Annotated in this window: 28 protein-coding genes; 13 read left to right on the top strand and 15 right to left on the bottom strand. The window is 62.4% G+C overall.

Going from position 1 to position 24,498, the window contains the following annotated elements:
* Nucleotides 1-24 precede the first annotated feature (24 nt).
* The 6 genes from AC0L2B_RS21600 to AC0L2B_RS21575 form a co-directional block, all read right to left on the bottom strand.
* Entirely contained in the window at nt 25-612 is a 588-nt protein-coding gene (locus AC0L2B_RS21600) for an invasion associated locus B family protein (RefSeq protein WP_473746753.1), read from the bottom strand.
* 81 nt (nt 613-693) lie between these two features.
* Nucleotides 694-2,007 (bottom strand): serine hydroxymethyltransferase, encoded by a 1,314-nt coding sequence (gene glyA / locus AC0L2B_RS21595; protein WP_473746752.1) that lies wholly within the window; start codon nt 2,005-2,007, stop codon nt 694-696.
* Nucleotides 2,008-2,261: 254 nt separating this feature from the next.
* Nucleotides 2,262-3,515: a L,D-transpeptidase family protein gene (locus AC0L2B_RS21590; protein ID WP_091591574.1), complete on the bottom strand. Its 1,254-nt coding sequence runs from the start codon at nt 3,513-3,515 to the stop codon at nt 2,262-2,264.
* Nucleotides 3,516-3,876: 361 nt separating this feature from the next.
* Nucleotides 3,877-4,392, bottom strand: a complete 516-nt coding sequence (ldtR, locus tag AC0L2B_RS21585) for a transcriptional regulator LdtR (protein ID WP_027154640.1) — start codon at nt 4,390-4,392, stop codon at nt 3,877-3,879.
* A gap of 256 nt (nt 4,393-4,648) precedes the next feature.
* Complete coding sequence (locus AC0L2B_RS21580) at nt 4,649-5,071, bottom strand: DUF6163 family protein (protein ID WP_128175993.1); 423 nt, start codon at nt 5,069-5,071, stop codon at nt 4,649-4,651.
* Nucleotides 5,068-6,111, bottom strand: a complete 1,044-nt coding sequence (locus AC0L2B_RS21575; protein WP_473746751.1) for an enoyl-CoA hydratase/isomerase family protein — start codon at nt 6,109-6,111, stop codon at nt 5,068-5,070. The genes AC0L2B_RS21580 and AC0L2B_RS21575 overlap by 4 nt, the downstream gene beginning before the upstream one ends.
* Before the next feature lie 205 nt (nt 6,112-6,316).
* On the opposite strand from AC0L2B_RS21575, the gene hemB reads away from it, so the two are divergent.
* The 4 genes from hemB to AC0L2B_RS21555 all read left to right on the top strand — a co-directional run bounded on the left by hemB (nt 6,317) and on the right by AC0L2B_RS21555 (nt 8,817).
* Entirely contained in the window at nt 6,317-7,348 is a 1,032-nt protein-coding gene (gene hemB / locus AC0L2B_RS21570; RefSeq protein ID WP_287054999.1) for a porphobilinogen synthase, read from the top strand.
* Nucleotides 7,349-7,390: 42 nt separating this feature from the next.
* Nucleotides 7,391-7,687: a nucleotidyltransferase family protein gene (locus AC0L2B_RS21565; protein WP_091591582.1), complete on the top strand. Its 297-nt coding sequence runs from the start codon at nt 7,391-7,393 to the stop codon at nt 7,685-7,687.
* On the top strand, nt 7,687-8,037 hold the full coding sequence (locus tag AC0L2B_RS21560; protein ID WP_473746750.1) for a HepT-like ribonuclease domain-containing protein: 351 nt from the start codon (nt 7,687-7,689) through the stop codon (nt 8,035-8,037). The genes AC0L2B_RS21565 and AC0L2B_RS21560 overlap by 1 nt, the downstream gene beginning before the upstream one ends.
* 135 nt (nt 8,038-8,172) lie before the next feature.
* Nucleotides 8,173-8,817, top strand: coding sequence for a dihydrofolate reductase family protein (locus AC0L2B_RS21555; protein WP_473746749.1), 645 nt, complete (start codon nt 8,173-8,175; stop codon nt 8,815-8,817).
* Nucleotides 8,818-9,033: 216 nt separating this feature from the next.
* On the opposite strand, the gene ppk2 is transcribed toward AC0L2B_RS21555, so the two are convergent.
* Entirely contained in the window at nt 9,034-9,954 is a 921-nt protein-coding gene (gene ppk2 / locus AC0L2B_RS21550; RefSeq protein WP_236389674.1) for a polyphosphate kinase 2, read from the bottom strand.
* Nucleotides 9,955-10,210: 256 nt separating this feature from the next.
* On the opposite strand from ppk2, the gene AC0L2B_RS21545 reads away from it, so the two are divergent.
* Nucleotides 10,211-11,254: an aldo/keto reductase gene (locus AC0L2B_RS21545; RefSeq protein WP_473519494.1), complete on the top strand. Its 1,044-nt coding sequence runs from the start codon at nt 10,211-10,213 to the stop codon at nt 11,252-11,254.
* Between the two features lie 34 nt (nt 11,255-11,288).
* Here AC0L2B_RS21545 and AC0L2B_RS21540 read toward each other — a convergent pair whose 3' ends face one another.
* Entirely contained in the window at nt 11,289-12,206 is a 918-nt protein-coding gene (locus AC0L2B_RS21540; protein ID WP_473746748.1) for a glycosyl transferase family 90, read from the bottom strand.
* A 257-nt stretch (nt 12,207-12,463) separates the two neighbouring features.
* Between AC0L2B_RS21540 and AC0L2B_RS21535 the strand changes: the two genes are divergently transcribed.
* Nucleotides 12,464-12,622: a hypothetical protein gene (locus tag AC0L2B_RS21535; RefSeq protein WP_023798419.1), complete on the top strand. Its 159-nt coding sequence runs from the start codon at nt 12,464-12,466 to the stop codon at nt 12,620-12,622.
* A gap of 256 nt (nt 12,623-12,878) precedes the next feature.
* Here the strand turns inward: AC0L2B_RS21535 and AC0L2B_RS21530 are convergent, their stop codons facing one another.
* Nucleotides 12,879-13,136 (bottom strand): DUF982 domain-containing protein, encoded by a 258-nt coding sequence (locus AC0L2B_RS21530; RefSeq protein ID WP_023798420.1) that lies wholly within the window; start codon nt 13,134-13,136, stop codon nt 12,879-12,881.
* Nucleotides 13,137-13,284: 148 nt separating this feature from the next.
* On the opposite strand from AC0L2B_RS21530, the gene AC0L2B_RS21525 reads away from it, so the two are divergent.
* Nucleotides 13,285-14,538, top strand: coding sequence for a multidrug efflux MFS transporter (locus tag AC0L2B_RS21525; RefSeq protein WP_473746747.1), 1,254 nt, complete (start codon nt 13,285-13,287; stop codon nt 14,536-14,538).
* Between the two features lie 34 nt (nt 14,539-14,572).
* Nucleotides 14,573-14,947 (top strand): DUF423 domain-containing protein, encoded by a 375-nt coding sequence (locus tag AC0L2B_RS21520; protein WP_473507377.1) that lies wholly within the window; start codon nt 14,573-14,575, stop codon nt 14,945-14,947.
* Nucleotides 14,948-14,979: 32 nt separating this feature from the next.
* Here the strand turns inward: AC0L2B_RS21520 and AC0L2B_RS21515 are convergent, their stop codons facing one another.
* Together AC0L2B_RS21515 and AC0L2B_RS21510 are read right to left on the bottom strand one after the other, a co-directional pair.
* A complete protein-coding gene (locus AC0L2B_RS21515) occupies nt 14,980-15,144 on the bottom strand; it encodes a hypothetical protein (protein WP_473493544.1) in 165 nt (54 codons plus the stop codon).
* Nucleotides 15,145-15,212: 68 nt separating this feature from the next.
* Complete coding sequence (locus AC0L2B_RS21510; protein WP_473746746.1) at nt 15,213-15,356, bottom strand: hypothetical protein; 144 nt, start codon at nt 15,354-15,356, stop codon at nt 15,213-15,215.
* A gap of 137 nt (nt 15,357-15,493) precedes the next feature.
* On the opposite strand from AC0L2B_RS21510, the gene AC0L2B_RS21505 reads away from it, so the two are divergent.
* Nucleotides 15,494-16,576: a LacI family DNA-binding transcriptional regulator gene (locus tag AC0L2B_RS21505; RefSeq protein ID WP_473746745.1), complete on the top strand. Its 1,083-nt coding sequence runs from the start codon at nt 15,494-15,496 to the stop codon at nt 16,574-16,576.
* A 19-nt stretch (nt 16,577-16,595) separates the two neighbouring features.
* Here AC0L2B_RS21505 and AC0L2B_RS21500 read toward each other — a convergent pair whose 3' ends face one another.
* A complete protein-coding gene (locus AC0L2B_RS21500) occupies nt 16,596-16,793 on the bottom strand; it encodes a TadE/TadG family type IV pilus assembly protein (protein WP_473746945.1) in 198 nt (65 codons plus the stop codon).
* 206 nt (nt 16,794-16,999) lie between these two features.
* A complete protein-coding gene (locus AC0L2B_RS21495; RefSeq protein ID WP_473746744.1) occupies nt 17,000-18,214 on the bottom strand; it encodes an OpgC family protein in 1,215 nt (404 codons plus the stop codon).
* A gap of 203 nt (nt 18,215-18,417) precedes the next feature.
* Between AC0L2B_RS21495 and AC0L2B_RS21490 the strand changes: the two genes are divergently transcribed.
* A complete protein-coding gene (locus tag AC0L2B_RS21490; RefSeq protein ID WP_473746743.1) occupies nt 18,418-19,089 on the top strand; it encodes an alpha/beta hydrolase in 672 nt (223 codons plus the stop codon).
* Between the two features lie 13 nt (nt 19,090-19,102).
* Here the strand turns inward: AC0L2B_RS21490 and sthA are convergent, their stop codons facing one another.
* The gene (gene sthA / locus AC0L2B_RS21485; RefSeq protein ID WP_473746944.1) at nt 19,103-20,491 is read right to left on the bottom strand and encodes a Si-specific NAD(P)(+) transhydrogenase; all 1,389 of its coding nucleotides are present in this window, start codon (nt 20,489-20,491) and stop codon (nt 19,103-19,105) included.
* A gap of 222 nt (nt 20,492-20,713) precedes the next feature.
* Here sthA and AC0L2B_RS21480 point away from each other — a divergent pair, with 222 nt between their 5' ends.
* From AC0L2B_RS21480 to AC0L2B_RS21470, 3 genes are all read left to right on the top strand, one after another.
* Nucleotides 20,714-21,178, top strand: a complete 465-nt coding sequence (locus tag AC0L2B_RS21480; RefSeq protein WP_023798430.1) for an RDD family protein — start codon at nt 20,714-20,716, stop codon at nt 21,176-21,178.
* Between the two features lie 137 nt (nt 21,179-21,315).
* Nucleotides 21,316-22,080: an arginyltransferase gene (locus AC0L2B_RS21475; RefSeq protein WP_027154654.1), complete on the top strand. Its 765-nt coding sequence runs from the start codon at nt 21,316-21,318 to the stop codon at nt 22,078-22,080.
* A 127-nt stretch (nt 22,081-22,207) separates the two neighbouring features.
* Nucleotides 22,208-23,104 carry a DMT family transporter gene (locus AC0L2B_RS21470; RefSeq protein WP_473746742.1) on the top strand — a complete coding sequence of 299 codons (897 nt, stop codon included), beginning with the start codon at nt 22,208-22,210 and terminating at the stop codon, nt 23,102-23,104.
* Here AC0L2B_RS21470 and AC0L2B_RS21465 read toward each other — a convergent pair.
* Nucleotides 23,092-24,300, bottom strand: a complete 1,209-nt coding sequence (locus tag AC0L2B_RS21465; RefSeq protein WP_473493537.1) for an AI-2E family transporter — start codon at nt 24,298-24,300, stop codon at nt 23,092-23,094. The genes AC0L2B_RS21470 and AC0L2B_RS21465 overlap by 13 nt on opposite strands.
* Between the last annotated feature and the right edge of the window lie 198 nt (nt 24,301-24,498).

Here is a 24,498-nt window from a genome sequence, read left to right as displayed (position 1 = left end):
AGCATCAACGGCAATACCGGCCGATTACGGCGCGACGTCAGCAGTCGGGAACCCACATGACACGCCGAGGCTGCGATAGGCCTTGGTGAAGCCGTCCATCGATACGGTCGCGACCGGCGTGTCGGCGAATATGACGTCGAGCGCGCTGGCGCGGCGCATGGCACGCAGCAGCGCCAGGCTGATCTCGGGCTTGTTGTTCAACATCCATTTTCCGCTGGCACCGGCCATGGCATCGACGGTCGCCTTGACCTTGCCGTTGCCATCTCCGAACACCGCCGGAATGTTCTCGCCAGTCGGCAAGTCCTTATTCTTCATGGCGATGACGAGGGTCGGATAGCCATTGGGCGGCAGTGCATCACCGTTCGAGATGGCAAGCGTGAGCGTGCCGCTGGTACCGCTCGCGTCGAGAAAGGCGGTCGAGGCGACGCACGTCTTGCGCAGATCCTCACCGGTATCGATCTCGTCCACAGTGGTGGACCAGTTGCCGAAGGTTTCGGTCTTCGGTGCGGCTGGGGTGGGCGCAGACTGTGCCAGGGCGGCGGACGGCAAGCTGGTCAATGTGACCAGCACGCCAAGCGCGCCCAAGCCAGCGACACTGAAAATCTGCATCATCGTCAACGCTCCTGTCCGGACTCCGTCCCACCTGAAAAAGTGCTTCTCGTCCGCCGATAAAGGACGACACTTTGCGTGAGCTCAACCGAGATAGGGATAGAGCGGAAAACGATCCGTCAACGCGGCCACCTTCACCTTCACCGCTGCTTCGACGGCTGCATTGCCCTCATCGGAATTCGCGGCCTTGAGCCCGTCCAGCACCTCGGCGATCAGCTTGCCGATCTCGCGGAACTCGGCCTGGCCGAAACCGCGCGTGGTGCCAGCCGGCGTGCCGAGGCGCACGCCCGAGGTGACGAACGGCTTTTCGGGATCGAAAGGGATGCCGTTCTTGTTGCAGGTGATGTTGGCACGGCCAAGCGCTGCCTCGGCACGCTTGCCGGTGGCGTTCTTCGGCCTGAGGTCAACGAGCATAAGATGGTTGTCGGTGCCGCCGGAGACGATGTCGAGGCCGGTTTCCTGCAGGCTGGAGGCCAGCGCCTTGGCGTTGGCGGCAACGCTCTCGGCATAGATCTTGAAGCTTGGCTTCAGCGCTTCGCCCAGGGCCACCGCCTTGGCGGCGATGACATGCATCAGCGGACCACCCTGCAGGCCTGGAAACACCGCCGAGTTCATCTTCTTGGCGATGTCCTCGTCATTGCACAGGATCATGCCGCCGCGCGGCCCACGCAGCGACTTGTGCGTGGTGGTGGTGACCACATGGGCGTATGGCAGCGGCGACGGATGCACGCCGCCGGCGACCAGGCCGGCGATGTGGGCCATGTCGACCATCAGATAGGCGCCGATCGAATCGGCGATCTCGCGAAAACGCTTCCAGTCCCAGACGCGCGAATAGGCAGTGCCGCCGGCCAGGATCAGCTTCGGCCTGGTCTCGTGGGCGGTCTTCTCGATCGCGTCCATGTCGAGCAGGTGATCGTCCCTGCGGACGCCGTAGGAAACGACCTTGAACCATTTGCCGCTCATGTTGACCGGCGAACCGTGCGTCAGGTGGCCACCAGAATTCAGGTCGAGCCCCATGAAGGTGTCGCCGGGCTGCAGCAGCGCCAAAAAGACCGCCTGGTTCATCTGGCTGCCGGAATTCGGCTGAACGTTGGCGAAGTTGCAGCCGAACAGTTTTTTGGCGCGCTCGATGGCCAGGTCCTCGGCCACGTCGACGAACTGGCAGCCGCCATAGTAGCGCTTGCCCGGATAGCCCTCGGCGTATTTGTTGGTCATGACCGACCCCTGCGCTTCCAGAACGGCGCGGGAGACGATGTTTTCCGAAGCGATCAGCTCGATCTCGTGGCGCTGGCGGCCGAGTTCGTTGCGGATCGCGCCGAAAATCTCCGGATCGGCATCGGCAAGCGTGGTTTCGAAGAAGGATTCGAATTTGTTCGACACTGCCGCTGCTGTTGCCATGCTTGAGATCCTTGTCGTCCGGGGGGTCTGCCGCGCCATTAACACAGTTGCTTTCGCCCCGCCACGTTTGCGGCGCGAAATTTGCTGGTCGGATTGCGGCAGCGAGGCGAAGAGCCACCTATTTCCTCGCCTGCCGGCCGTTCAGCCGGCTACCACCCCGGCCAAACGGTGCTTGCGCACCACACGCGATACCTGGCGCACCGTCAAAAAAGGCCGCCCTCAGAGGCGGCCTTTTCAGCTAAAAAATCAGTGGCTTAGAGCGCAGAGGTGATCTGCAGCTCGTTGGCTCCGTCGAGCCCGTAGATGTCGTCGCGGAACTGCACGACGCCAGGCCCCGTCGACCAGGCCGAGATGTAGAGGAAAAAGACCGGCACCGGATTGGTGACCTGCACCGGGATGTTCTCGCCGCTCTTGATCGACGCCTCGAAATGCTGGCGGCTCCAGCCCGGCGTGTCGCGCAGGATCCAGGTGACGAGGTCGCGCACGTTCTGGACGCGCACGCAGCCCGAGGAATCGAAGCGCATCATCTTGCCGAACAGGCTCTGCTGCGGCGTGTCGTGCATGTAGACGCCGTCCGGGCTCGGGAAATTGATCTTGACCGAGGCCATCGCATTGCCGGCGCCCGGATCCTGGCGAAAGCGGTATTTCTCCGCGTCGTCGGTCGACCAGTCGACGGTCAGTGGATCGACCTCGCTGCCATCCGGTGCGAACAGCCGGATCTTGCTGTCCTTGAGATAGTTGGGGTCCTTCCGCATCAGCGGAATGATGTCCTTGCGCACGATCGAGACCGGCGCGTTCCAGTACGGATTGACGATGATCTCGTTGATCTTGGAATCGACGATCGGCGTCTGGCGATCGATCTTGCCGACGACGGCAGTGTGGCGCAGCACGACGCGGTCGTTTTCGACCGCTTCGATCTGGGCGCCGGGAATATCGACCAATACATAGCGGTTGCCCAGCGTACCGGCGCGTTCGTTCAGCCGCTGCAGGTTGGTCTGCAGCTGGCCAAGCCGGACCTGCGCCGAGACATTCATCGCCGCATAGCTATATTGGCCCAGGGTGCCGTCGGAAGGCAGGCCATGACGCGCCTGGAAGCGCTTGACCGCCGCATCGACATAGGAATCGAAGGCCTCTGAAAGGCCGGCGCTCTGCGCCAGGTCACCCGAAATCATCAAGCGCCTGCGCAACGGCACCACGTCGGGATCGATGACGCCGAGTTGCAACTTCTTGGTGTCCGGGACCCGCTCCCAGCCGCCCTGCGCGACAATGTTCTGATACTGCGCGATCGCCTGCTCGGTGTACGCAACGGTCTGCAGGCTGACGATCGGCAGCGTCGAGGCCACCTTGCCGCCCTCGCTGGCGCGGGCGTCGAACTGGTCGTTCCAGTTGCCGCGGCCCGAGGATTTCAGGATGTCCGCGATCACGTCCTGCGCGCTGGCGCCACCGGCAACCATCGTCGCGGCCAACGCGGAGGCTCCGGAAAGGAAGAAACGGCGACTGGTTCTCATGTACGCTCCAGATAGTCCTGTAACAGTTTTTTCACCGGGCGATCCGCCCGCATGCTAGGCTCGGCCCACTCTAAGGTTGGCGCCCTTAACAATTAGCCAACCATGCCCCAATCGCTTCTGTGCGAGAACGCGCCGGGCGCGATGCGCCTTCACTGAGGCGGTTGGCGGGGAGACGGATTGGCTCGCGCCGCAACATCACCCGCGTTCTCGCTTCCACCGGGAATATGGCGGCAACGTGACCCTGACCGCGATTTGGATCGGCTGGCCTCACGAAACGCAAAGACCGATGCTTTTCGGCACCGGTCTTTTGGATCGCTCCCCCGACCGCCCCCGTGGCGCGGTTGCATGCGATGGACATGCTTTACATGCGATAGGCGATAGTGTCGTTCCAGAAGCGGTCGAGGCGCTGCAAGGCGCGGTTCATCTGCTTGAATTCTTCCGTGTTGATGCCGCCGACCTGCTCGATCGAGCCGACATGGCGCTCGTAGAGGCCGGCGACGACTTCCGCCACCTCACTGCCCTTCGGCGTCAGCGAGACCCGCACCGAACGGCGGTCGATGCGCGAGCGCTGGTGGTTGATGAAGCCGAGATCGACCAGCTTCTTCAGATTGTAGGAGACGTTCGAGCCGAGATAATAGCCGCGCGAGCGCAACTCGCCGGCGGTCAGCTCCGAATTGCCGATGTTGAAGAGCAGCAGCGCCTGGATGGCGTTGATATCGGAACGGCCGTTGCGGTCGAACTCGTCCTTGATCACGTCAAGCAGGCGGCGGTGCAGCCGTTCCACCAGCTGCAGCGATTCCATGTACAGCGAACGGATCGCCTCGCGGCGGTCATCGGATACGTTGGCGGTCTTCGCCGCCGGACGGGAATTGATCATTGTCTTTGCCTCTCGTTTGTCGCCTGGTGATTTTTTGTTTTTCACCTTGATCGCGACACTATCGAATACTCATAAAATTCGACTTAAACGCTAGGGCTAACAAGAGCTTACCGGTAATAGGTTTCGAAAGAGGCTTAACGAAGGGTCACCCCAACAAGGATGATTAACCTAAAGATTTAGCCAATGATTGCGGACGGTAATTTGCCCCGTCCAACCGCAGGCGTGGGCTATTCTTGTAGAGCATCGGTCAGATGCTCTATTGCCGGCTCCGGCGCTTCTGCATCCAGATCACCACGCGAAAGACGATGTAGAGCAGCGCCACCGCCGCATGCGAGGCGAGGATCAGCGGCCGGTGACCGAAGAGTTCGGGAAAGCCGGCATGCATGACGGTCTCGGTCGCCGCGCAGATGAACCAGATCACCGGCCCCCAGGAGGCCAGCATCCACAGACCGGCGGCGGCGAAGGGAAAGAAGACGGCGAGCGTCACCGCCGCCACCTGCCAATGCACCGGCATCAGGTCGAAGCGCCACAACGAGCCGGGATAGAAGCCGATCAGCCGGATCCAGTACAAAATCCCGAACAACAGACAGTAGGCTGAGATGACGCGCTGAAACCAGGCGAAGATGACCTCGACCGTCGAGGGCTGGAGCACGACGCGTCTCGACGTGACCTCGCTCACAGCTTGAGTTCCCGTTCGCCGAGCGGAGCGAAATAGGCATCGACGTCGGCAGCACTGACGTCGTCGATGCCTGGCGGCCGCCATTGCGGCGACGAGCCCTTGTCGATGATGGCGGCGCGGATGCCTTCGTAGAAATCGTGGCCGGCAAGCATGCGGTTGAGGATACGGAACTCCATCCGCATGCACTCGTCCATCGACAGCGTCAGCCCGGCGCTGATCTCGCGCCAGGCAACATGCAGGCTGGTCGGCGAGCGGGTGCGGATCGTCGCCAGCGTCCTTGCCGCGAACGCGTCTGCGGGTGCGGCGCGCTCCAGGCTGCCAATGATGTCGCTCAGCGACGGCTGCGCGAAATGGCGAGCGATGGCTTCCAGTGTCGGACTGTCCGTTTCGCGCCGGGCCGGGACGGAAAAGCCGCGCAGCGCCGCTTCAGGGTCGCCTGTCGCAACCAGCCGGTCGAGAAAGCCGGCCTGGTCCTGCGCCTTGATCGTGTGCGTCGCCAGGCCCGACCACAAAGCGTCGCCATAGCGGATGCGGATTCCGGTCAGGGCCAGATACATGCCGAAGCTGCCACCGAGGCCCGGCAACAGATGACTGGCGCCGACATCCGGGAAAAAGCCGATGCCGACTTCCGGCATGGCGAACTGGGCGTTCTCGGTCAGCAGCCGATGCGAGCCGTGGAACGAGACGCCGACGCCGCCGCCCATGACGATGCCGTCGATCAGCGCGACATAGGGTTTTTCGAACCGCGCGATGCGGGCGTTCAGCCGGTATTCGTCGGCGAAGAAATCGACCGGCGGCTTTCCCACCCGGCCGGCCTCGTAGATGTGGAGGATGTCGCCGCCGGCCGAAAACGCCCTGCCCTCGGCCTTGACGATGACAACATCGACGTCGTCGTCGCGCTCCCAGGCGCGCAGCGCCTTGTCGAGCGCCTTGACCATGCGATGGGTGACGGCATTGAGCGCCTGCGGCCGCGTCAGCGTGACGACGCCGACGCTGCCCAGTCGTTCGAAGCGGATCTCGTTGCCGCCGCCAAAATCCATCGCCTAAAGAATCCCTCGCCCAATGCCGCCGGGACTGAAGTGCTAAAGCGTGGCGCATGGCTGCGTCAATGCCAAGCCGCAATCCTGTCCGGCAACAACGGTCAGGAACTCGTATACCGGTATCCAGCTTGTGCCTGGCACTATCGTGCCGCATTGGTCAGCGGCGGAGGCTCGTGTTAAAAGCCGCCAATCCGGAGTTTTGGCGATGAACAAATTCACCCCAGCAAAGCCTGCCGGCGCGCGCAGCGTCGACGAGATCACCGGCAGTCGCCGTTTGCGCCGCATGCGCAAGGCCGACTGGTCGCGCCGCCTCGTGCAGGAGAACCGGCTCTCCGTCGACGATCTGATCTGGCCGATCTTCGTCGTCGATGGGAAAAATATCCGCGAACCGATCGCCGCAATGCCTGGTGTCTTCCGCCTGTCGCTCGACCTTGCCGTCAAGGAGGCCGAGCGCGCGGCAAAACTCGGCATTCCGGCGATCGCCACCTTCCCCAATGTCGAGCTCGGCCTACGCGACCAGACCGGCTCGCACATCCTCGATCCGGAAAACGTCATCAACCGTGCCACGCGCGCCATCAAGCGCGCAGTGCCCGAGATCGGCATCATCACCGATGCAGCGCTCGATCCCTTCACCTCGCACGGCCACGACGGCATCTTGCGTGACGGCATCATCGTCAACGACCAGACCGTGGAGCAGGTGACGGCGGCTGCCGTCATCCAGGCTTCTGCCGGCGCCGATATCATTGCCCCTTCCGACATGATGGACGGCCGCATCGGCGCCATCCGCGATGCGCTCGACGCCAATGGTTTTCAGGATGTGGCGATCATGTCCTACGCGACGAAATTCGCCTCCGCCTTCTACGGACCCTATCGCGAGGCGGTCGGCACCGCCGGCCTGCTCAAGGGCGATAAGAAGACCTACTATCTCGACCATGCCAATTCCGACGAGGCCGTGCGCGAGGCCGAGCAGGACCTCGCCGAGGGCGCCGACATGCTGATGGTCAAGCCCGGCCTGCCCTATCTCGACATCATCCGCAGGCTGAAGGACGAATTCCGGATGCCGACCTTCGCCTATCAGGTGTCGGGCGAATATTCGATGATCAAGGCGGCCGCCGCCAATGGCTGGATCGACGGCGACAAGGCGATGCTGGAATCGCTGCTCGCCTTCAAGCGCGCCGGCTGCGACGGCATTCTCACCTATTTCGCGCCTGAAGTGGCGGCGATGCTGAAGGGGTAAGCATCGTTTTGGGATTCTGCTGCAATCCGCTAGAATGGACCCATGAGCAGGAACGAGGTCATCGAACGGTTGCAGAGAAACGCAGATGCCATCAAAGGCATGGGCGCGACTTCGCTGTATCTGTTCGGGTCGGCAGCGCGGGACGATGCCCAGCCGGACAGCGATCTTGATCTGTTCATCGACTATGACCCGGCGCGGCGCTTTTCTCTGATCGACCTGGTCGGGATCAAGCAATTTCTGGAAGAGAAGATGTCAACGGAAATCGACATCACCACGCGTGACAGCCTTCATCCCATGTTGAAGGCCGAGATCGAACGATCGGCCGTGCGCGTATTCTGATGGCCGTCCGCCGGATCGAGCCTATCCTGGCCGAGATCATGGCGGCTTTGGATGGCATCCGCACTGCCACCGCCGGCAAGACTCTGGACGACTTTCGTGACGACTGGCTGCTTCGTCATGGCGTGGAGCGCGGCATCGAGATTATCTCCGAAGCCACCCGGCACATCCCGGACGATTTGCTCGCTCTTGCTCCAGAAATTCCCTGGAAACAGATTCGTGGAATTGGGAACGTTTTGCGTCACGAATACCACAAGACTTCCGACGCCATCGTCTGGACCGTAGTGACAGACAGTCTGTCGCCGCTCCGCCTAGCTGTCGAGCGCATACTCGAGGCGTCGCGGCGCAAGTAGCTGCTGCAACTACCCCTTCTTTGCGAGCCAAACGAGCCGCTTTCTGCTCGGCAGCGAAATACCGCTTGCAAAACGCAATCGGTCTAGATAGAAACAACTGCTTGCATTTCACAACTGGATTAGAGGGAGGTCCTCATGTCAAAGCTTCGCGTCAACGCTTTCACCGTATCTATCGACGGCTTCGGCGCCGGTCCCGACCAGGACCTGAAAGAGCCGCTGGGCGTCGGCGGGGAAGCCCTGCACACATGGATGTTCGGCACCCGAAGCTTCCGCAACATGTCCGGCGAAGATGACGGGACCACGGATACCGACGACGCGTTCGTAACGCGCAGCTTCGAAAACATCGGCGCGTGGATCATGGGCCGCAACATGTTCGGACCGATCCGCGGCGCTTGGCCCGATGACACCTGGAAGGGCTGGTGGGGAGACAATCCGCCCTACCATGTGCCGGTTTTCGTGCTCACCCACCATCCGCGGGAACCTATCGTCATGGAGGGCGGCACGACCTTCCATTTCGTGACCGACGGCATTCACTCGGCGCTGGAAAAGGCGAAAGCCGCGGCTGACGGCAAGGATGTCCGGCTCGGCGGCGGCGTCGCCACGATCCGGCAATATCTGAGGGAAAAGCTCATCGACGACATGCATCTGGCGATATCGCCGATGCTGCTCGGCTCAGGCGAGAACCTTTTTGCCGGCATCGACATGGTCAAACTCGGCTACCGCTGCAGCGAGCAGGTGGGCACGCCGAATGCCATGCATGTCACCATCGAGCGGGCGTGAGCCTGGTTAAGTTCCCCCTTCTCCCCTTGTGGGAGATGGTGGCCGAGCGAAGCTCGGTCGGATGAGGGTGTTCCAGCTTGGCGCACACCTACGTTCAAATCGGGCGCACAGCGCCAGGATCACCAGCGCCTCATTTCTTCCAACACCCCTCTTCCGTCTCGGCGCTGCGCGCCGATCCACCTTCTCCCACAAGGGGAGAAGGAAGAGGCGCGCTCCTCAATACTTCTCCGGAACATACAGCTCGCGCGGCAGCACCTGGCGCTCGTATTCTGGATTGAAGACGCGATCGGGCAGCGTGATCTCTTCGTGCGGCACTTCCTCATAAGGCATCTGCTTGAGGAGATGATCGATGCAGTTCAGCCGCGCCCGCTTCTTGTCGTTGCCTTCGACGATGAACCAGGGGGCTTCGGGAATGTTGGTGCGGGCGAAGGTCTCTTCCTTGGCCTTGGTATACTGTTCCCAGCGCACGCGCGACTGCAGGTCCATCGGCGACAGCTTCCACTGCTTCATCGGATCATGGATGCGCATCTGAAAGCGCATCTGCTGCTCCTCGTCGGTGATGGAGAACCAGTATTTGACCAGGGTGATGCCGGAGCGGACCAGCATGCGCTCGAACTCCGGCACGTCGCGAAAAAACTCCTCGACCTGGTCCGGCTCGGCGAAGCCCATCACACGTTCGACGCCGGAGCGGTTATACCAGGAGCGGTCGAACAGCACGATCTCGCCGCCTGCCGGCAGATGCGGCACGTAGCGCTGAAAATACCATTGCGATTTCTCGCGCTCGGTCGGCGCCGGAAGTGCGACGACGCGGCAGATGCGCGGATTGAGCCGCTGGGTGATGCGCTTGATGACGCCCCCCTTGCCGGCCGAATCGCGGCCCTCGAAAACCACCACCAGCTTCTTCCTGGTGTAAGCCACCCAGGACTGCAGCTTGATCAATTCGGATTGCAGCGTGATCAGGTCGCGAAAATATTGCAGGCGATCCATCGAGGGCGGATGCGCGTTCTTGTAGATCCTGGCGATTTCCAGCGACAGCGCCGGTTCCGACATCTCCAGCTCGTAGTCCTCGTCGAGCGTGTCGGCGAGTTCCGCTTCCAGCCAGTCCCTGGCGGGAGAATTCTGTTTTGCTTCGGTCATTTATGCTGCTCCGCGTGCACGCCCGCGTCGGCCTCGGCCTGCCGGCCGAGATCGGACACATTGAGCCGACTTGCATATAGGCCGGCAATGACGGTTTTATTGCAGCCGGCCCGCACGCCGGTCGCCCAACTCCGCGAGATGTGATCGATCAGCCTGCCTGGCACGCACGACAAGCGGCTCGAATTGTCCTACAAATGCCAGGTTTCCCCGGGCAACCTTCAAAGCACCCTTTTCAACGCAATCGCGAGGATCTGACATGGAATACCGCACACTCGGCCGTTCCGGGCTGAAGGTTTCGACGCTGACCATGGGCACCATGACTTTTGGCGGCGCTGGCGCATTTTCGGCGGTCGGCAAGACCGATCTCGACGAGGCACGCCGGATGATCGACCTCTGCATCGATGCCGGCATCAATCTCATCGACACCGCCAATGTCTATTCGAACGGGCTTTCGGAAGAGATCATCGGCGAAGCGCTCGGCGGCAAACGCAAGGGCGATGTGCTGATCGCCTCCAAGGCGCGCATGCGGATCGGCGACGGTCCCAACGATGAGGGCCTGTCGCGCTATCATCTGATCCGCGAGTGCGAGAAGAGCCTGAAGCGCCTCAGGACCGACGTCATCGACATCTATTTCCTGCACGAATGGGACGGCACGACGCCGCTCGAAGAGACCATCGCCGCGCTCGACACGCTCGTCAGCCAGGGCAAGATCCGCTATGTCGGCTGCTCCAACTATTCCGGCTGGCAAGTGATGAAGGCGCTGGGGATCAGCGACCGCCAGCACCAGCCGCGCTTCGTCACCCAGCAGATCCACTACACGCTGGAAGCGCGCGAAGCCGAATACGAACTGCTGCCGATCTCGGTCGACCAGGGGCTTGGCGTGCTGGTATGGAGCCCGCTCGCCGGTGGACTGCTGTCCGGCAAATACCACCGCGACCAGGCCACCGCCCGCCAGATCAGCGGCTGGACCGAACCGCCGATCCGCGACGAGGACCGGCTGTGGCGGATCGTCGACGTGCTTTCCCATATTGGCGAGAACCATGGCGTTTCGGCGGCGCAGGTGGCGCTTGCCTGGCTGCTCGGCCGGCCCGCGGTCAGTTCGCTGGTGATCGGCGGACGGACCGAAGCGCAGTTCAAGGACAATATCGCCGCAGCCGGCCTGGTGCTGACCAGCGATGAGCGCGCACGCCTCGACGCTGTGAGCCGCCCGCCCGTTCTCTACCCCTATTGGCACCAGCAATTCACGGCAAAAGACCGGTTTGGTCCGGCCGATCTGGTTCTTGACCGGGAGGACATCTGACAACGATCCGGATCAGGTCGAAGTCGCCGCGGGCTTAGCCTGAAATAAAACGCCAGACCTCGGGATCAGGCTCGATCTGGCCGCGGAGCACGAAATATTTGTAGAGCACGAGCAAGCAGATCGCCTGCTCGGCCCGCTCGTCGGCGAACTTGCGGCAATAGGCGTTGGCGGCGGCAACGATGCGTTCGGCCTCAGTCGGATGCCGTTCGAGATATTGCACCCGCTCGGCAAGATCCGTGAAATCGGGTTCGAGCGGCACATAGTGAACACCAGCCACGAGTTCGCTTTCGGCGAACCATGTCTCATATGTCGGCGGTGGCATCAGGCACAGCGAATTCGAACTCATGACCCATTTCAAGTTGATCGCCACATCGTTGCCTTCGAGCGAAATGATGTAGCGACAGCGCCGCTGCTGGTCGATGCTCGGATAAGATTTGCGATATTCCGGCGCTGCCGTCGGTTTGGGCGTTCCGACATCGCAAAAGGGCAGATCGCGCGCAACCTCCAGAAGCAAGGTCCTTATCGGGTTGTTGAGCTCGCCGCGCCACACCGCAACCGGAAGCTTGTCCGCGAAGGCTACATAGTCGGCGGGCATGTGGAAGTGGCGGAACTTGTTGAGCTTGAACAGCACCCCGTTGCTGTTGTCGCCGGCGATCGGCCGATCCTTGACGATTGACGGCATCGCAGGCACGTCGACGACGTCGCCGAATTCGAGATCGATGCGCAAATCGGGATCGAAGTAGCGGGTAAATTCCTTCAGATCGTAGTAATACATGCTCCGGCCTCTCGGTAGCCGGCTGACCGGCACGGCCCCGCCGCTCGGCGCGAAAGCGTCCTGCAATCTGTTGTAGCAGTTAAGACGCGCGCGGACCGATCCGTCCGAAAGCCTGGCCTGATCGAGCAACCCGGCGAGCCTGCGGCGGAACAGCGCCTGCGGTGCGATATCGCGCACGGCATTGCGCGCATAGTAGAATAGCTTCTATGCGTTTCTTTGAAGGGTGGCCATCGGTCACTTGGTGAAAAATCGGCTTGTGATTTGCCCCCCGGTCCCTCCTACGCCATTGTGCCGGCTATCTTGCAAGCCACGGAACCGTGTTCAGCCGGCCTGCCTGGCTGTCCATGGAGCCGATCGCTCTTTGCGGTGTTGTGTTTGTAGCCCAATGCTCCTAGGCAGGGCTAAGAACCTTTGGGATTGTGAAAGGAAGAGATATGGCGCGAGCACCGAATTACGGCCAGGAACGCAAGGAACGCGACCGGCAGAAGGCTGCCAAGAAGGCGGAAAAGCAAGCGGCCAAGGTTGCAGCCAAGGAACGTTCGAAGCCGGAAGACGAGACCACGTCCGAGACCGAAACGGAAACCGCAGAGTAAACTGCAGGGCAATCGCTTCATAGTGACGGCGAGAAGGGAACTGACTGCAACTTTGGCGCGCTTTCTGCAACGCCGGAGATTGGCGAAACCCTTGGTGCAGGCCGCTTTCTCCCGTCCGGTGAGAAATGCCCGGTCCACCCTTCGCAGCTGCTGCGGAGGACGGCAGGGCAAGAGGGCAGCGCAAGCTGAAGCGATTGCCCCTTAGTAAAAGCGCACCCGGCCCGCGAGGCGGATCAGATCAGATTTCGCTGCGTCTTCAGACCGGCGCCTTGTCGCTGACGAAAACGTTCACTTCGCGGGCGGCGGCGATGAAGGCACGCCTTGCGATCATTGCCGGTTTGTCGCCGGCCAGCGCATCATGGCAGGCCTGCAGCGCTTCGCGATGCTTTGGACTGCGCTTGCCGGGCCAGTTGTTGAGGAGGTAGTCGGAAGCCTCGCGGGCCGTGCGCAAGAGCTGAGTGGTTCCCGCCGCGCCCTTGACGGTCACGGGTGTTTCAAATCGGTTGTTTTCCATCGCCGCTCTTACGCCATCGCCGCTCGCGAAGCGAGCGCGAAAGTGGTTGCCACCGCAATCACGCCGCGAAGCTGCTAATCCCCTGGCAGGCAGGCCGCGCCAGTTCTTGTGCAATGATGCCGTCGAGAGGCTGCAGGACAGGACAGACATGCCGCAAGACCCTGCCACCCAAGGCGCCCACAATATCCATTGGCGCCGCAATCTCGCCGTGTGCTTTGCCGGCTCGTTCAGCACGCTTGTCGCCATGACTCTGCTGTTGCCCTTCCTGCCGCTTTACGTCGAGCAGCTGGGCGCCGAGGGCCACGCGGCTGTTGTGCAGTGGTCCGGCATCGCCTATGGCGCGACCTTCTTCGCCGCCGCGCTGGTCGCGCCGCTGTGGGGACGGCTTGGCGACCGCTACGGCCGCAAGCTGATGCTGGTGCGCGCCAGTTTCGGCATGGCCGTCTGCATGTCGCTCACCGGCATGGTGGAGACCGTCTGGCAATTGGTGCTGCTACGCCTGCTGATTGGTTTCGCCGGTGGCTATTCCTCGGGCTCGACCATTCTCGTCGCCATGCATACGCCGAAGGAACGGTCGGGCTGGGCGCTCGGCGTGCTGTCGGCCGGCATCACCGGCGGCAGCCTCGTCGGTCCCTTGCTCGGCGGCGCGCTGCCGCCCTTGATCGGCATCCGCGCCACCTTCCTGCTCGCCGGCGGCGTCATTTTCCTGGCGTTCCTGGCAACTACTTTTCTCATCAAGGAGGACCCTCGCCCGGAAACCGACAAATCGGCATCGACCGAGAAGCCGAAAGGCGGCTGGTCGCAAATCCCGGACAAGCGCCCGGTCGTCGCGATGCTGGTGACCGGCATGCTGCTGAGCTTCGCCACCATGTCGATCGAGCCGATCATCGCGGTCTATGTGCAGCAGATCATCGAGGACCAAAGCCGGGTCACGCTGATGTCCGGCGTGGTCATGTCGGCGGCGGCACTTGGCGCCATCCTGTCGGCCTCGCGTCTCGGCAAGCTCGCCGACCGCGTTGGCCACTGGAACGTCATCATCGCGGCGCTTGCCGTCTCGGCGCTGCTGCTGATCCCGCAGGCTTTCGTCACCCAGGGCTGGCAGCTCGTCGGCCTGCGTTTCCTGATGGGACTCGCGCTTGGCGGCCTCTTGCCCTGCATCACCAGTGTCATCCGCCATAGTGTTCCGGACGGCGTCGGCGGCAATGTGCTCGGTCTGTCGATCTCGGCGCAGTATGTCGGACAGGTTGCCGGCCCGCTGCTCGGCGGCTTCGTCGGCGGTCATTTCGGCATGCGCGCGGTGTTTCTCGGCACATCCGTGCTGATGGCGGGCGGAGCGGCGTATAATTGGCTGGTCCAGTCGCGCCGCGCACGCGACATGCTGGTGCAGGCGGGCAAATCCTGACACCGTTTGCGGGCCACTTCACGGAGTCCAAGCCATGAGCACAGCCGACCACCCAGCAAGCGGCATCGGCCGCATCCTCGTTTTCGCCGGCGGCCTGTGCGGCGCGGCCGGTGTAGCGCTTTCTGCCGCGGCGGCACATCTGGGCGGCGCTTTCGTCGGCACGGTCGCGACCTTCCTGCTCATGCATGCACCGGTCTTCCTTGCCGTCGGCCTCGTTGGCGCAAACCGGATCATGCGAACCGCAAGCCTTATTCTTCTCGTCGGGCTTGTCTTGTTCTGCGGCGATCTGCTTGCCCGCGACTTCCTCGGCTCGCGGCTTTTTTCGATGTCGGCGCCGATCGGCGGCACCTTGCTCATCGCCGGCTGGCTGGCGGTTGCGGCCTCGGCGCTGAAGCGCCCGCGCACCTGAGGCGGCCGGATTCGGTTTCCGCCAAACGACGGTCAGTCAGACGATGGCCACTTTTGCCGGCGCTTTGGCCGGACCGGCAGGTCGCGATTGCGTGCCGCCGGCTTGGCCAGTCGCCGCCGCTCCGGCCTGTCGATGGCCGGCGAGATGCCCCAATAGTTGCGATAGATCTCTTCGAACAGATGATTGATCGGGTGCATGGCTTGGTTTCCTTTTCGATTTGAGATTTGAATCGATCCAATCGACAGGCATGAAAAAGTGCTGCCGATCAGCTCCGCCTGCGCTCCACGAGAAAGCGAAGATCGCGGATCCACGGGCCGGCGCTGCCGCGGCGTGTCCGGGTCGCCGGCTTCGAAATTATGCTCCAGTCGTTGCGATAGACGTCTTCGAACAGATAGTTGACGGGGTGCATGGCTCGCTCCTTCCTGAATCGATCCAATGACGACACTTAAATTGGATCGATTCAAAACTAGGCTTGGATCACGCTGATGTCAAGCAAAATTTGAATCGATCCAACAAAGATGCTAGATAGCAGGCTGGAGGCAGAAAATGGCATCATCCAGCGAAAGCAATACAAGGCCAATCCGGCTGGCAGACATCGCCAAGGCCGCCGGGGTTTCGCACGGCACCGCCTCCAACGTCTTCAGCCGTCCCGAGATCGTGCGCGAGGAAGTCCGCGAACGGGTCAAAGCGGCGGCCGAGGCGATGGGCTATGCCGGTCCCGACCCGAAGGGTCGGCTGCTGCGCGCCGGCAAGGTCAACGCGATCGGCGTCGCCACGACCGAGCCGCTGTCCTATTTCTTCGATGATCCCTTTGCCCGCGCGATGATGGCCGGCATTTCCGAGGCCTGTGACGCCACCGGCGCGGGAATAGCGCTGGTATCGGCCGGCAACCAGGAAAAACTTGCCTGGAACATCCAGAGCGCGCTGGTCGACGGCTTCATCCTGTTCTGCATCGAGGGCGGCTCACGGCTTGTCGAACTGACGCGCGAACGCAAACTCCCCTTTGTCGCGCTTGAGCTCGGCTTCGACGACGACACTGTTTCGGCAATCGGCGTCGACAATGTCGCCGGCGCCCGCCTGGCAGCGCAGCATCTCGCCGAGCTTGGCCATCGGCGCTTTGCCGTGCTGGCGCTGCCTTTCGCCGACGGCAGTACCGGCCTTGTCTCGCCGGAGAAGGTCCGGACGGCCCTCTACACCGGCACGCGCGATCGCCTCGTCGGCTATTTCGAGGCGTTTTCCCGGTATGGCGTCGATACCGCCGGGATACCGGTATACGAGACCGAAAACGACGAAGCCAGCACAAGGGCCGGCCTCAAAACGATCTTCGCCTCGGCAGCGCAGCCGACCGCCATCCTGGCGATGTCGGACCGGATCGCAATGGTCGCGATCGAATGGTTGGCCGAGCGTGGCATTGCGGTTCCCGGCGACGTCTCCGTCGTCGGCTTCGACGGCGTGCCTGACGCCGCACTTTGCGATCCTCCGCTGACCACGGTCGCGCAGCCAATCGTCGAGATCGGCCGCCGGGCGGCGCGAACGATCCTCGATTTCGATGGCACGGTGCGGCGCGAGACGCTTGGCGTCGAGCTTGTCGTCAGGGCATCTTCGGGACCGCCGCCCAAGGCAGCCTGAGCCCGGTCGTCAAATTAATTTAATACGTGGCGCGGTTTCCTGCGCCTCGCCAGTGTTCTTGCCCCGCCCGCAGGGAACGCAGGTCCGATTTGGCGGCGACCGCCCGTCCAAAATCTACGGCAATGCCAAGCGAAACAACAAGCGGAACGGCCAGAAGGCCCGACATGACCGCGATGTTGCCGCCCCTGCTCCTGAGGAATTCCTGTACTAGACCCATTTTATACGCCCCGATGCGCATTCTCATCTTGTCTATATCGCATCGGGATTTCAAAAATTCTACATGGATCGAGCAAAATTTACATTCTTGATTACTATCCGGACTAGGGCGGGATGCGTTCGAATTGAACTTGGGATCCCGCTCTATCTATTTGTTTTAGCCGCATTTCTGCGACGCCAAGTGATTCCACTCGGCTGCAAAAATCTCTAGGGGTTGCTAGTCGCCATGGTCCCCACGCCGAAGGACGCATGGGCCGGCGGCGCCGCGTTGCGGACCGACTTGCTGTTGCCGCCAATAGAAGACAGCCATTCGAGATAATAGGCGAGCGCGAACTGCATGGCGATGCCGGCGGCGATCAGCAGGCCGTCATAGGCAAATCCGCCCGGGTTGATCAGCTTCATCACCTGCGCCGCCATGGCGATCACCGTGCCGGTGATGAAAACCGGCAGCGATCGCTTGCCCAATAGGGCGAGCGGATGATCGCGGCTGGTGCGGAACAGGTTGGAGACAGAAGGAAACGCCACGATCAGATAGCTCACCGCCAGGATGTGCAGCAGCCTCGGCAGCGACAGGAAGGTCTTGTCGAAGCCGGTCAGCACCACCGGCAGGTTCAGCCACGACACGTGCCCCCATAGCGGGCTGTGCACCCAGACCAACGCCATCGCGACATAGACCGCCGACGCGCCGACCAGCCAGCGATTGACCGGAATGGCGCCGCCGCGCCTGATGTGCAGCATGCTCGCCAGGCCGATGTTGAAGAGGAACTGCCACGACAGCGGATTGAGGAACCAGAAGCCGGGCTCAGGGTAATTCGGCGGGGCGATCTGGTAGATCCCGGCAACCAGCCACAGAGTTCCGGACAGGGTGAGCGCCGTGAAAGGCCGGTAGCTGATGAACAGCAGGAAGGTTGGCGCCATCAGCAGCAGCACCGCATAGACCGGCAGGATATTGTTGTAGCCAAGCTGATGGCCAAGCATGACGATGCCGACCAGCACATGTTGCGGGTCCCTGATCAATGGCTCGATGTTGATCAGCGTCAGCATGTCCGGCCGCTTCGCGAACATCGCCGCCCCGCAGAAGATGGCCAGCACCGCCATCGTCGTGACGATGTGGGCGACATAGAGCACTCCGGCGCGGCGCCACAATTTCAGTGTCGCCAGGAGCCGGTCTCCGGACTGGAATTTTGCGCCGTAGGCGAGCGTGACGGACGTGCCGGAGATCAGCACGAAGGCCTCGGCGGCATCCGAAAAGCCGAAATTCTTGTAGGTCAGGGTTTCGAAAACCGTGCCCGGGACATGATCGACGAATATGATCAGCAGAGCGAGAGCGCGGAACACATCGATGCGCGTATCGCGTTCCGCGGCACGCGTGCCGCGCTCCGGGATACGCGGCCCGCGATCCGGTGAAATTGGCATGGTCATCGATAAAAGGCCTCAAAGCTGGTTGTTCATGCCGCGATCGATGCGACCGCCGGACGCACCGCTTCGATTCCTCCCGCAGGAGCATATCGGCAAACAAACGGACTGAAATGCGCCCGGTTCAATCAACTTTGAAGGAGCTCGAAAATATTCCGTTTTGAAGCCGGCAAATGAATAAAAACCACACGAAATCAAAAGGATGCAATATGGCCGAAAAACCTCCGGAAGACGGCTTTTTGCGGCGCGAGCTGCCGTTTTTCTACCGACTTTACCGGCCCGTGGATGCAAGCGGCGAATGCCTTTTCCTGCTGCACGGATCCGGCGTCGACGAGACGACGCTGGTGGCGCTGGCGCGGCAAACCGCACCGCATGCGGTGTTGGTGACGGTGCGTGGCCGTATCGCCCAGGAGGACGGTTTCCGCTGGTTCGCGCGGATCACGCCGACGCGCTTCGAACAGGAGAGCATCCGCACCGAGGCCGACGCTTTCGCCGGCTTCATCACCGCGGCCGCGAAGCGCCACGGTCTCGATCTCGCCCGGACGAGTTTCCTCGGCTATTCAAACGGCGCCAATCTGGTTTCGAGCGTGATGCTGCTGCATTCCGGCCGCATCGAACGGGCAGCGTTGCTGCGCCCGATGCCGGTGCTCGACGACGTGCCCCCGGCCGATCTGTCCAAAGCGCGCGTGCTGATCATCGCCGGCGCAGATGACCTGACCTACGCGCCCTTCGCGCCGGCGTTGGTCGCATCGCTCGAATCGCATGGCGCCGCGGTCGAGGCCCACACCATCGGCTCCGGCCATGAAATCGGCGACCGGGATGCTGAAATCGTCAGGCAGTGGCTGGCGGGCCCCGCAGCCGCCATCGCGCAGGCGAATTGATGAGCCCGTCGCCCTATGCCCGCCCCATCCGGTTCCAGGCATCCAGCCCGGCGATCTTGTAGGCTTCGGCCAGCGTCGGATAGTTGAAGGTGTTGTTGACGAAGAAATCGACGGTGCCACCGAGATTGATCACCGCCTGGCCGATATGGATCAGTTCGGTTGCGCCCTCGCCGACGATATGCGCGCCGAGCAGCCGGCGCGTTTCGATCGAGAACAGAAGCTTCAGGAAGCCGGTGTTGACGCCCATAATATGGCCGCGCGAGGTTTCGCGGAAGCGCGCCACGCCGACCTCATAGGCGCCGCCGCCCTCGCGCACCTGCTCCTCGGACTGGCCGACGGTCGAGATTTCCGGCACGGCGTAGATTCCGTAGGGAAAGGTTTCCGGCGGCGGTGGCAACGGCACGCCGAAGGCATGGCAGGCGGCCACCCTGCCCTGCTCCATCGAGGTCGAGGCGAGGCTCGGAAAGCCGATGACGTCACCGGCGGCATAGATGTTCGGCGCACTGGTCCGGAAGCTCTGCGGGTCGACCTTGATGCGGCCCCGGGAGTCGGCCTCGATGCCGACCACATCGAGGCCGAGCGCGCCGACATTGCCGGTGCGCCCCGCCGCATAAAGCACCATCTCCGAGCGTATGCTGCGGCCGTCGGCAAGCGTCACCTCGGCATAGTCTGGTTTCGAGGCGATCTCCCTGATCGCACTGCCGAGCCGGATCGTCATGCCGCGGTCGCGCATCTGATGGATGAAATCGTCGACGATCTCACGGTCGACGAAATCGAGGATGCTGTCGCGCGGCTCGACCAGCGTCACCGGCACGTCAAGCGCCGAAAAGATCGTCGCGTATTCGACGCCGATGACGCCGGCGCCGATCACCGTCAGCGTCCGCGGCAGGCGCTCGAGTTCCAGCATTTCGTCGCTGTCGAAGACACGGATCTTGTCGAAGGGCACGTCGCGCGGCCGGTGCGGGCGGGTGCCGACCGCGATCAGCGCATGCGCAAAACCGACCTCGCTGTAGTCACCGGTATCCGTCGTCAGGCTGGCTCTGTTGGGACCGAGAAACTTGACTGTGGCGCGCACGCTCTTGACCGTGTTGCGCATGAACTGGTGCTGCAGCACCTCGACCTCGTGATCGAGCGTTTTGTGCAGGCGTTCGATCAGATCACCGACCGATATATCCTGCTTGACCCGGTAGCCGCGCCCGTAGAAGCCGCGCTCGCGCCAGCCCGAGAGGTTTAGCACGGTTTCCCGCAAGGTCTTCGACGGGATGGTGCCGGTATGCACGGACACGCCGCCAAGGCGCCGGCCCCTGTCGGCCACCAGCACGGATTTGCCGAGCTTGGCCGACTGCACCGCGGCGCGGCGCCCTGAGGGCCCGCTGCCGATGACCAGCATGTCGTAGTCCATATTGGCCCTGTCCCTCGCCCCTTGGGCGCATTTGCCGTATTTGTTGCGCTGCAGCAAACTAACGTCATCCGTGCTGCAAATTCAACCGATCCAGTCTACATTCGGCGTTGCCTCCGGTAGCAGGGCCGAAAAAAGGCTCGATCTTGATTCCGCCGCAGGACTTCACCATTTCAACACCAGGCGGTCCGCACCCTATGCCGGGCCTGATTGCGAGGAAATGACATGAACGCGCGCGTTCTCGACGGCGAAATCAGCAGGCTCGATGATGTCAGGGCCTATGATGGCGTGCGCACGCGGCGTGTCCTCGCCTTCATCATCGATTATTGCATCGTCGCGCTGCTCACCATTCCGTTCGCGATCCTGGTGTTCTTCCTCGGGATTTTGACGCTTGGCCTTGGCTGGATGCTGTTTTCCATCCTCGTGCCGGCCGTCGCCATCCTTTACATCTGGAACACGCTCGGCAGCGCCGACCAGGCCACGACGGGCATGAAGATGATGGGGATCCGGCTCGACCGTCTGGACGGCACCCGCATCGACGGGCTGACGGCGGTGGTGCATTCGGTTCTGTTCTGGGCCGGCAACGTCATCCTGACGCCGCTGGTCCTTCTGGTGTCGCTGTTTGCCGACCGCAAGCGCACGCTGCACGACCTGCTGCTCGGCACGGTGGTCAGCCGCAGTGACCGCTGAAACAGCTTTTCACCAGTCCCAGCGAGCATTTATGTGCAAAGTGAAGGCGTCCGGTAGCCACGCTTTCACAATCCTGTTGAATTTTTCGCCGTGCGCGCCAAAGGTATAATGATTCGCAGGAGTGTTTCCAAGGGTCGATGACGCAGCATCCAACCCAGTCGCCGCAGTTCTTCCTGACCGCGCCGTCGCCATGCCCGTATCTTGAGGGCCAGTTCGAGCGCAAGGTGTTCACGCATCTGGTCGGCGACAAGGCATCGGAGATGAACGACCTGTTGACGCAAGGCGGCTTCCGGCGATCGCAGAACATCGCTTACCGGCCGGCCTGCGAGACTTGCCGCGCCTGCGTTTCGGTGCGCATCCTGGCGCAGGAATTCACTGCCAGCCGCAATATGAAGCGGGTGATACAGCACAATTCAGACCTCATCGGCGCGATGCACGACGCGCAACCGTCGACCGAGCAGTATTCGCTGTTCCGCAGCTATCTCGATGCCCGCCATCGCCGCGGCGGCATGTCCGACATGACGGTGCTCGACTACGCCATGATGGTCGAGGACACGCATGTCGACACCAAGGTCATCGAATACCGGCGCCGCGGCCCCGACAGCTTTATCACCGGCAAGGGCCAGGGCGAGCTGATCGCAGTCGCCCTCACCGACAAGATGGCCGATGGCCTGTCGATGGTCTATTCCTACTTCAACCCTGACTTCGAGGACCGCTCGCTCGGCACCTTCATGATCCTCGACCACATCGCTCGCGCCAGGGCGATGGGCTTGCCCCATGTCTATCTTGGCTACTGGGTCAACGGCTCGCGCAAGATGAACTATAAGATGCGCTTCATGCCGCAGGAGCATCTCGGCCCGAAAGGCTGGGAACGCTACGACCACGAAGCGGTTTCGCGCTGATCCGCTCTTTCGCCAACCATCCTTAAACTGCTTCAAGGAGGATGCTTCTGGTTTTCGGCTGCCTGGCTGAAACGCCAGACGCTGGGCCAATTTTGCGCCTGCCTCCAAATTCATTGCGGGAACTGCCATGTCGTCCCACAACGATCATCAAAAAGGCCTTCTCATCACCGCCATCGGCGGGCTGACGCTGACCATCGACATTCCATTGATCCGGCTCGCCGACGGCGGCGCATGGACGATCCTCCTGCTGCGCACCGGCACCACCCTGGTCGCGGCGCTGATCATCTGGGCTGTGTGGCGCTCGCTGAGCCGTAACGCGCCCCAGCTCATCCCCGGCTGGTCAGGGCTCGTCGTCGCCCTGTGCTACGGCCTGACCTCGGTTACCTTCGTCATCAGTATCTATCACACCACGACCGCCAATCTGGTCTTCATCCTGGCCTTCAACGCCGTGTTCGCGGCGCTGCTGTCCTGGCTGTTCCTGAAGGAGCAGCCGCGACTGGTCACCGTGATGGCGATGCTGGTCATGATCGTCGGCGTCGCGATCATCGTCGGCGATTCGATCGGCACCGGCCACCTGTTCGGTGATCTCATGGCGCTGTGCTCGGCTTTCTTCATTGCGCTGGCCATCACCATCTCGCGCGCCAGCGGCAAGGACATGGGGTTCGCTTCGCTGATCGGCGTGATCCTGCCCCTGGCCGTCGCGGCGTTCATGGTTTCGGGCGAAGGGTTTCAGGTAAACGCGCCATGGTGGATCATCTTCAACGGCGCCGTCATCATGCCGATCTCGTTCTTCTGCCTCGCCAACGGACCGAAATATATTTCGGGACCGGAAGTGGCGATGTTCTATCTGCTCGAAACCGTGCTGGCGCCGGTCTGGATGTGGATGATCTTTGCCGAGACGCCGTCGCGCAACAGCCTGATCGGCGGCGCGATCCTGATCGTCACGCTGGTTGTGCATTCGCTATGGCAGCTGCTTGAGGGGCGAAAACGCCGCGCCAGCCTTGCAGTCCGTCACCCGGCCTGAGACTTCTTCTCGGCAACGATTTCGATTTGCGGCGGCGCCCCTTCGAGTTCCGCCGGCGCTGCGGGGGCAAGCTCGTCGGCCAATTCCACCTCGCGCAGCCATTCGCGCCAGATCGCGACCAGCAACGCCATCAGCACCGGACCGATGAACAGGCCAAGAAAGCCCATCGTCTTGACGCCGCCGACCAGGCCGAAAAAGGTCGGCAGGAACGGCAGCTTTATCGGGCCGCCGACCAGCTTCGGCCGCAATGTCTTGTCGACGATGAACAGTTCGACGCTTCCCCAGATGAACAGCGCCAAACCGGCCATCGGCGAGCCGCTGGCGGCGAGATAGATCGAAACAAGCGTGAAGGACAGCGGTGCGCCGCCGGGGATCAGCGCCATGATGCCGGTCAGGGCGCCCAGCGTCACCGGCGACGGCACGCCGGCCAGCCAGTAGGCCACGCCCAGCACCACCCCCTCGCCGATGGCGATAATGGTCATGCCGGTCACCGTCGAGGAAATCGTCGCCGGCACGACGCGTGAAATCCGCTCCCACCTGGTCGGCAGGATGCGTTCGCCGAGACGGTCGACCTGGCCGGCGAAATGCTCGCCGTCGCGATAGGCAAAGAACAGCGCGATCATCATGAACAGCAGCGCCAGCAGAAGGCCGAAGGCGCTGCCGCCGGCGGCCAGCACGCCGCGGTAGATGCTGCCGATGTTGGCGCCGCTGATCAGCTGGATCAGTTCGCCGATGCCGCCGGGATGGCCGAGATTGCGCGTCCACTGCTCGTTCAGCCAGTCGCCGACCACCGGCAGCGTGGCGATCCAGTGCGGGGTCACCGCACCATGGCGGTTGGTCTCGATCGCCCAGCCAACCCATTCGCGGACTTCGTTGCTGGCGTAGGCGCCGGCGAGCGCGATCGGCACCACCAGGAAGGTCAGGATGAACAGGATCGCCAATGTCGCGGCGACCGTGCGGTTGCCGCCGACGGCAGCAAGCAACCGCCGATAGAGCGGCCAGCTGGCAAAGGCGATGACCAGAGCAGCCAGCACCGGGACCAGGAAACCATGAAAGAAATAGACCCCGGCGGCAACGATCAGCACCAGCAGCCACCGCGCCGCCGACAGCGGCGGAATGACCGCGGATCTGACCGGCGTCGACAGGCCGAACAGGCGTTGCTGCCCTTCCGGTTTCCGAACCCTCGTTTCCTTCAAGTGCCCATTTCTCCCAAACGCGTGTGTCCGCGCTCTATGTAGCGATGCTTATGCACCATGATAGTGCAGCAATCGTGACGACATTCCAAATGCTGCTAATCTCCCCCCTCTAGCGGGAGACGTCGCCGAAGGCGACAGAGGGGATCGGAACGTTCAGACGCGACCCCTTACCATGAACCAAGGAGGCTGGCGCTTCAT

Source organism: Mesorhizobium sp. WSM4815, from assembly GCF_055811575.1.
This window is presented reverse-complemented; position numbering and strand designations above follow the sequence as displayed.

What these genes read in the sequence shown, in the direction of transcription:
- AC0L2B_RS21600 (WP_473746753.1), bottom strand. Translation starts at nt 612, where the DNA reads ATGATGCAGATTTTCAGTGTCGCTGGCTTGGGCGCGCTTGGCGTGCTG.
- glyA (WP_473746752.1), bottom strand. Translation starts at nt 2,007, where the DNA reads ATGGCAACAGCAGCGGCAGTGTCGAACAAATTCGAATCCTTCTTCGAA.
- AC0L2B_RS21590 (WP_091591574.1), bottom strand. Translation starts at nt 3,515, where the DNA reads ATGAGAACCAGTCGCCGTTTCTTCCTTTCCGGAGCCTCCGCGTTGGCC.
- ldtR (WP_027154640.1), bottom strand. Translation starts at nt 4,392, where the DNA reads ATGATCAATTCCCGTCCGGCGGCGAAGACCGCCAACGTATCCGATGAC.
- AC0L2B_RS21575 (WP_473746751.1), bottom strand. Translation starts at nt 6,111, where the DNA reads ATGGATTTTGGCGGCGGCAACGAGATCCGCTTCGAACGACTGGGCAGC.
- hemB (WP_287054999.1), top strand. Translation starts at nt 6,317, where the DNA reads ATGAACAAATTCACCCCAGCAAAGCCTGCCGGCGCGCGCAGCGTCGAC.
- AC0L2B_RS21565 (WP_091591582.1), top strand. Translation starts at nt 7,391, where the DNA reads ATGAGCAGGAACGAGGTCATCGAACGGTTGCAGAGAAACGCAGATGCC.
- AC0L2B_RS21560 (WP_473746750.1), top strand. Translation starts at nt 7,687, where the DNA reads ATGGCCGTCCGCCGGATCGAGCCTATCCTGGCCGAGATCATGGCGGCT.
- AC0L2B_RS21555 (WP_473746749.1), top strand. Translation starts at nt 8,173, where the DNA reads ATGTCAAAGCTTCGCGTCAACGCTTTCACCGTATCTATCGACGGCTTC.
- ppk2 (WP_236389674.1), bottom strand. Translation starts at nt 9,954, where the DNA reads ATGACCGAAGCAAAACAGAATTCTCCCGCCAGGGACTGGCTGGAAGCG.
- AC0L2B_RS21545 (WP_473519494.1), top strand. Translation starts at nt 10,211, where the DNA reads ATGGAATACCGCACACTCGGCCGTTCCGGGCTGAAGGTTTCGACGCTG.
- AC0L2B_RS21535 (WP_023798419.1), top strand. Translation starts at nt 12,464, where the DNA reads ATGGCGCGAGCACCGAATTACGGCCAGGAACGCAAGGAACGCGACCGG.
- AC0L2B_RS21530 (WP_023798420.1), bottom strand. Translation starts at nt 13,136, where the DNA reads ATGGAAAACAACCGATTTGAAACACCCGTGACCGTCAAGGGCGCGGCG.
- AC0L2B_RS21525 (WP_473746747.1), top strand. Translation starts at nt 13,285, where the DNA reads ATGCCGCAAGACCCTGCCACCCAAGGCGCCCACAATATCCATTGGCGC.
- AC0L2B_RS21520 (WP_473507377.1), top strand. Translation starts at nt 14,573, where the DNA reads ATGAGCACAGCCGACCACCCAGCAAGCGGCATCGGCCGCATCCTCGTT.
- AC0L2B_RS21515 (WP_473493544.1), bottom strand. Translation starts at nt 15,144, where the DNA reads ATGCACCCGATCAATCATCTGTTCGAAGAGATCTATCGCAACTATTGG.
- AC0L2B_RS21510 (WP_473746746.1), bottom strand. Translation starts at nt 15,356, where the DNA reads ATGCACCCCGTCAACTATCTGTTCGAAGACGTCTATCGCAACGACTGG.
- AC0L2B_RS21505 (WP_473746745.1), top strand. Translation starts at nt 15,494, where the DNA reads ATGGCATCATCCAGCGAAAGCAATACAAGGCCAATCCGGCTGGCAGAC.
- AC0L2B_RS21500 (WP_473746945.1), bottom strand. Translation starts at nt 16,793, where the DNA reads ATGGGTCTAGTACAGGAATTCCTCAGGAGCAGGGGCGGCAACATCGCG.
- AC0L2B_RS21495 (WP_473746744.1), bottom strand. Translation starts at nt 18,214, where the DNA reads ATGACCATGCCAATTTCACCGGATCGCGGGCCGCGTATCCCGGAGCGC.
- AC0L2B_RS21490 (WP_473746743.1), top strand. Translation starts at nt 18,418, where the DNA reads ATGGCCGAAAAACCTCCGGAAGACGGCTTTTTGCGGCGCGAGCTGCCG.
- sthA (WP_473746944.1), bottom strand. Translation starts at nt 20,491, where the DNA reads ATGGACTACGACATGCTGGTCATCGGCAGCGGGCCCTCAGGGCGCCGC.
- AC0L2B_RS21480 (WP_023798430.1), top strand. Translation starts at nt 20,714, where the DNA reads ATGAACGCGCGCGTTCTCGACGGCGAAATCAGCAGGCTCGATGATGTC.
- AC0L2B_RS21475 (WP_027154654.1), top strand. Translation starts at nt 21,316, where the DNA reads ATGACGCAGCATCCAACCCAGTCGCCGCAGTTCTTCCTGACCGCGCCG.
- AC0L2B_RS21470 (WP_473746742.1), top strand. Translation starts at nt 22,208, where the DNA reads ATGTCGTCCCACAACGATCATCAAAAAGGCCTTCTCATCACCGCCATC.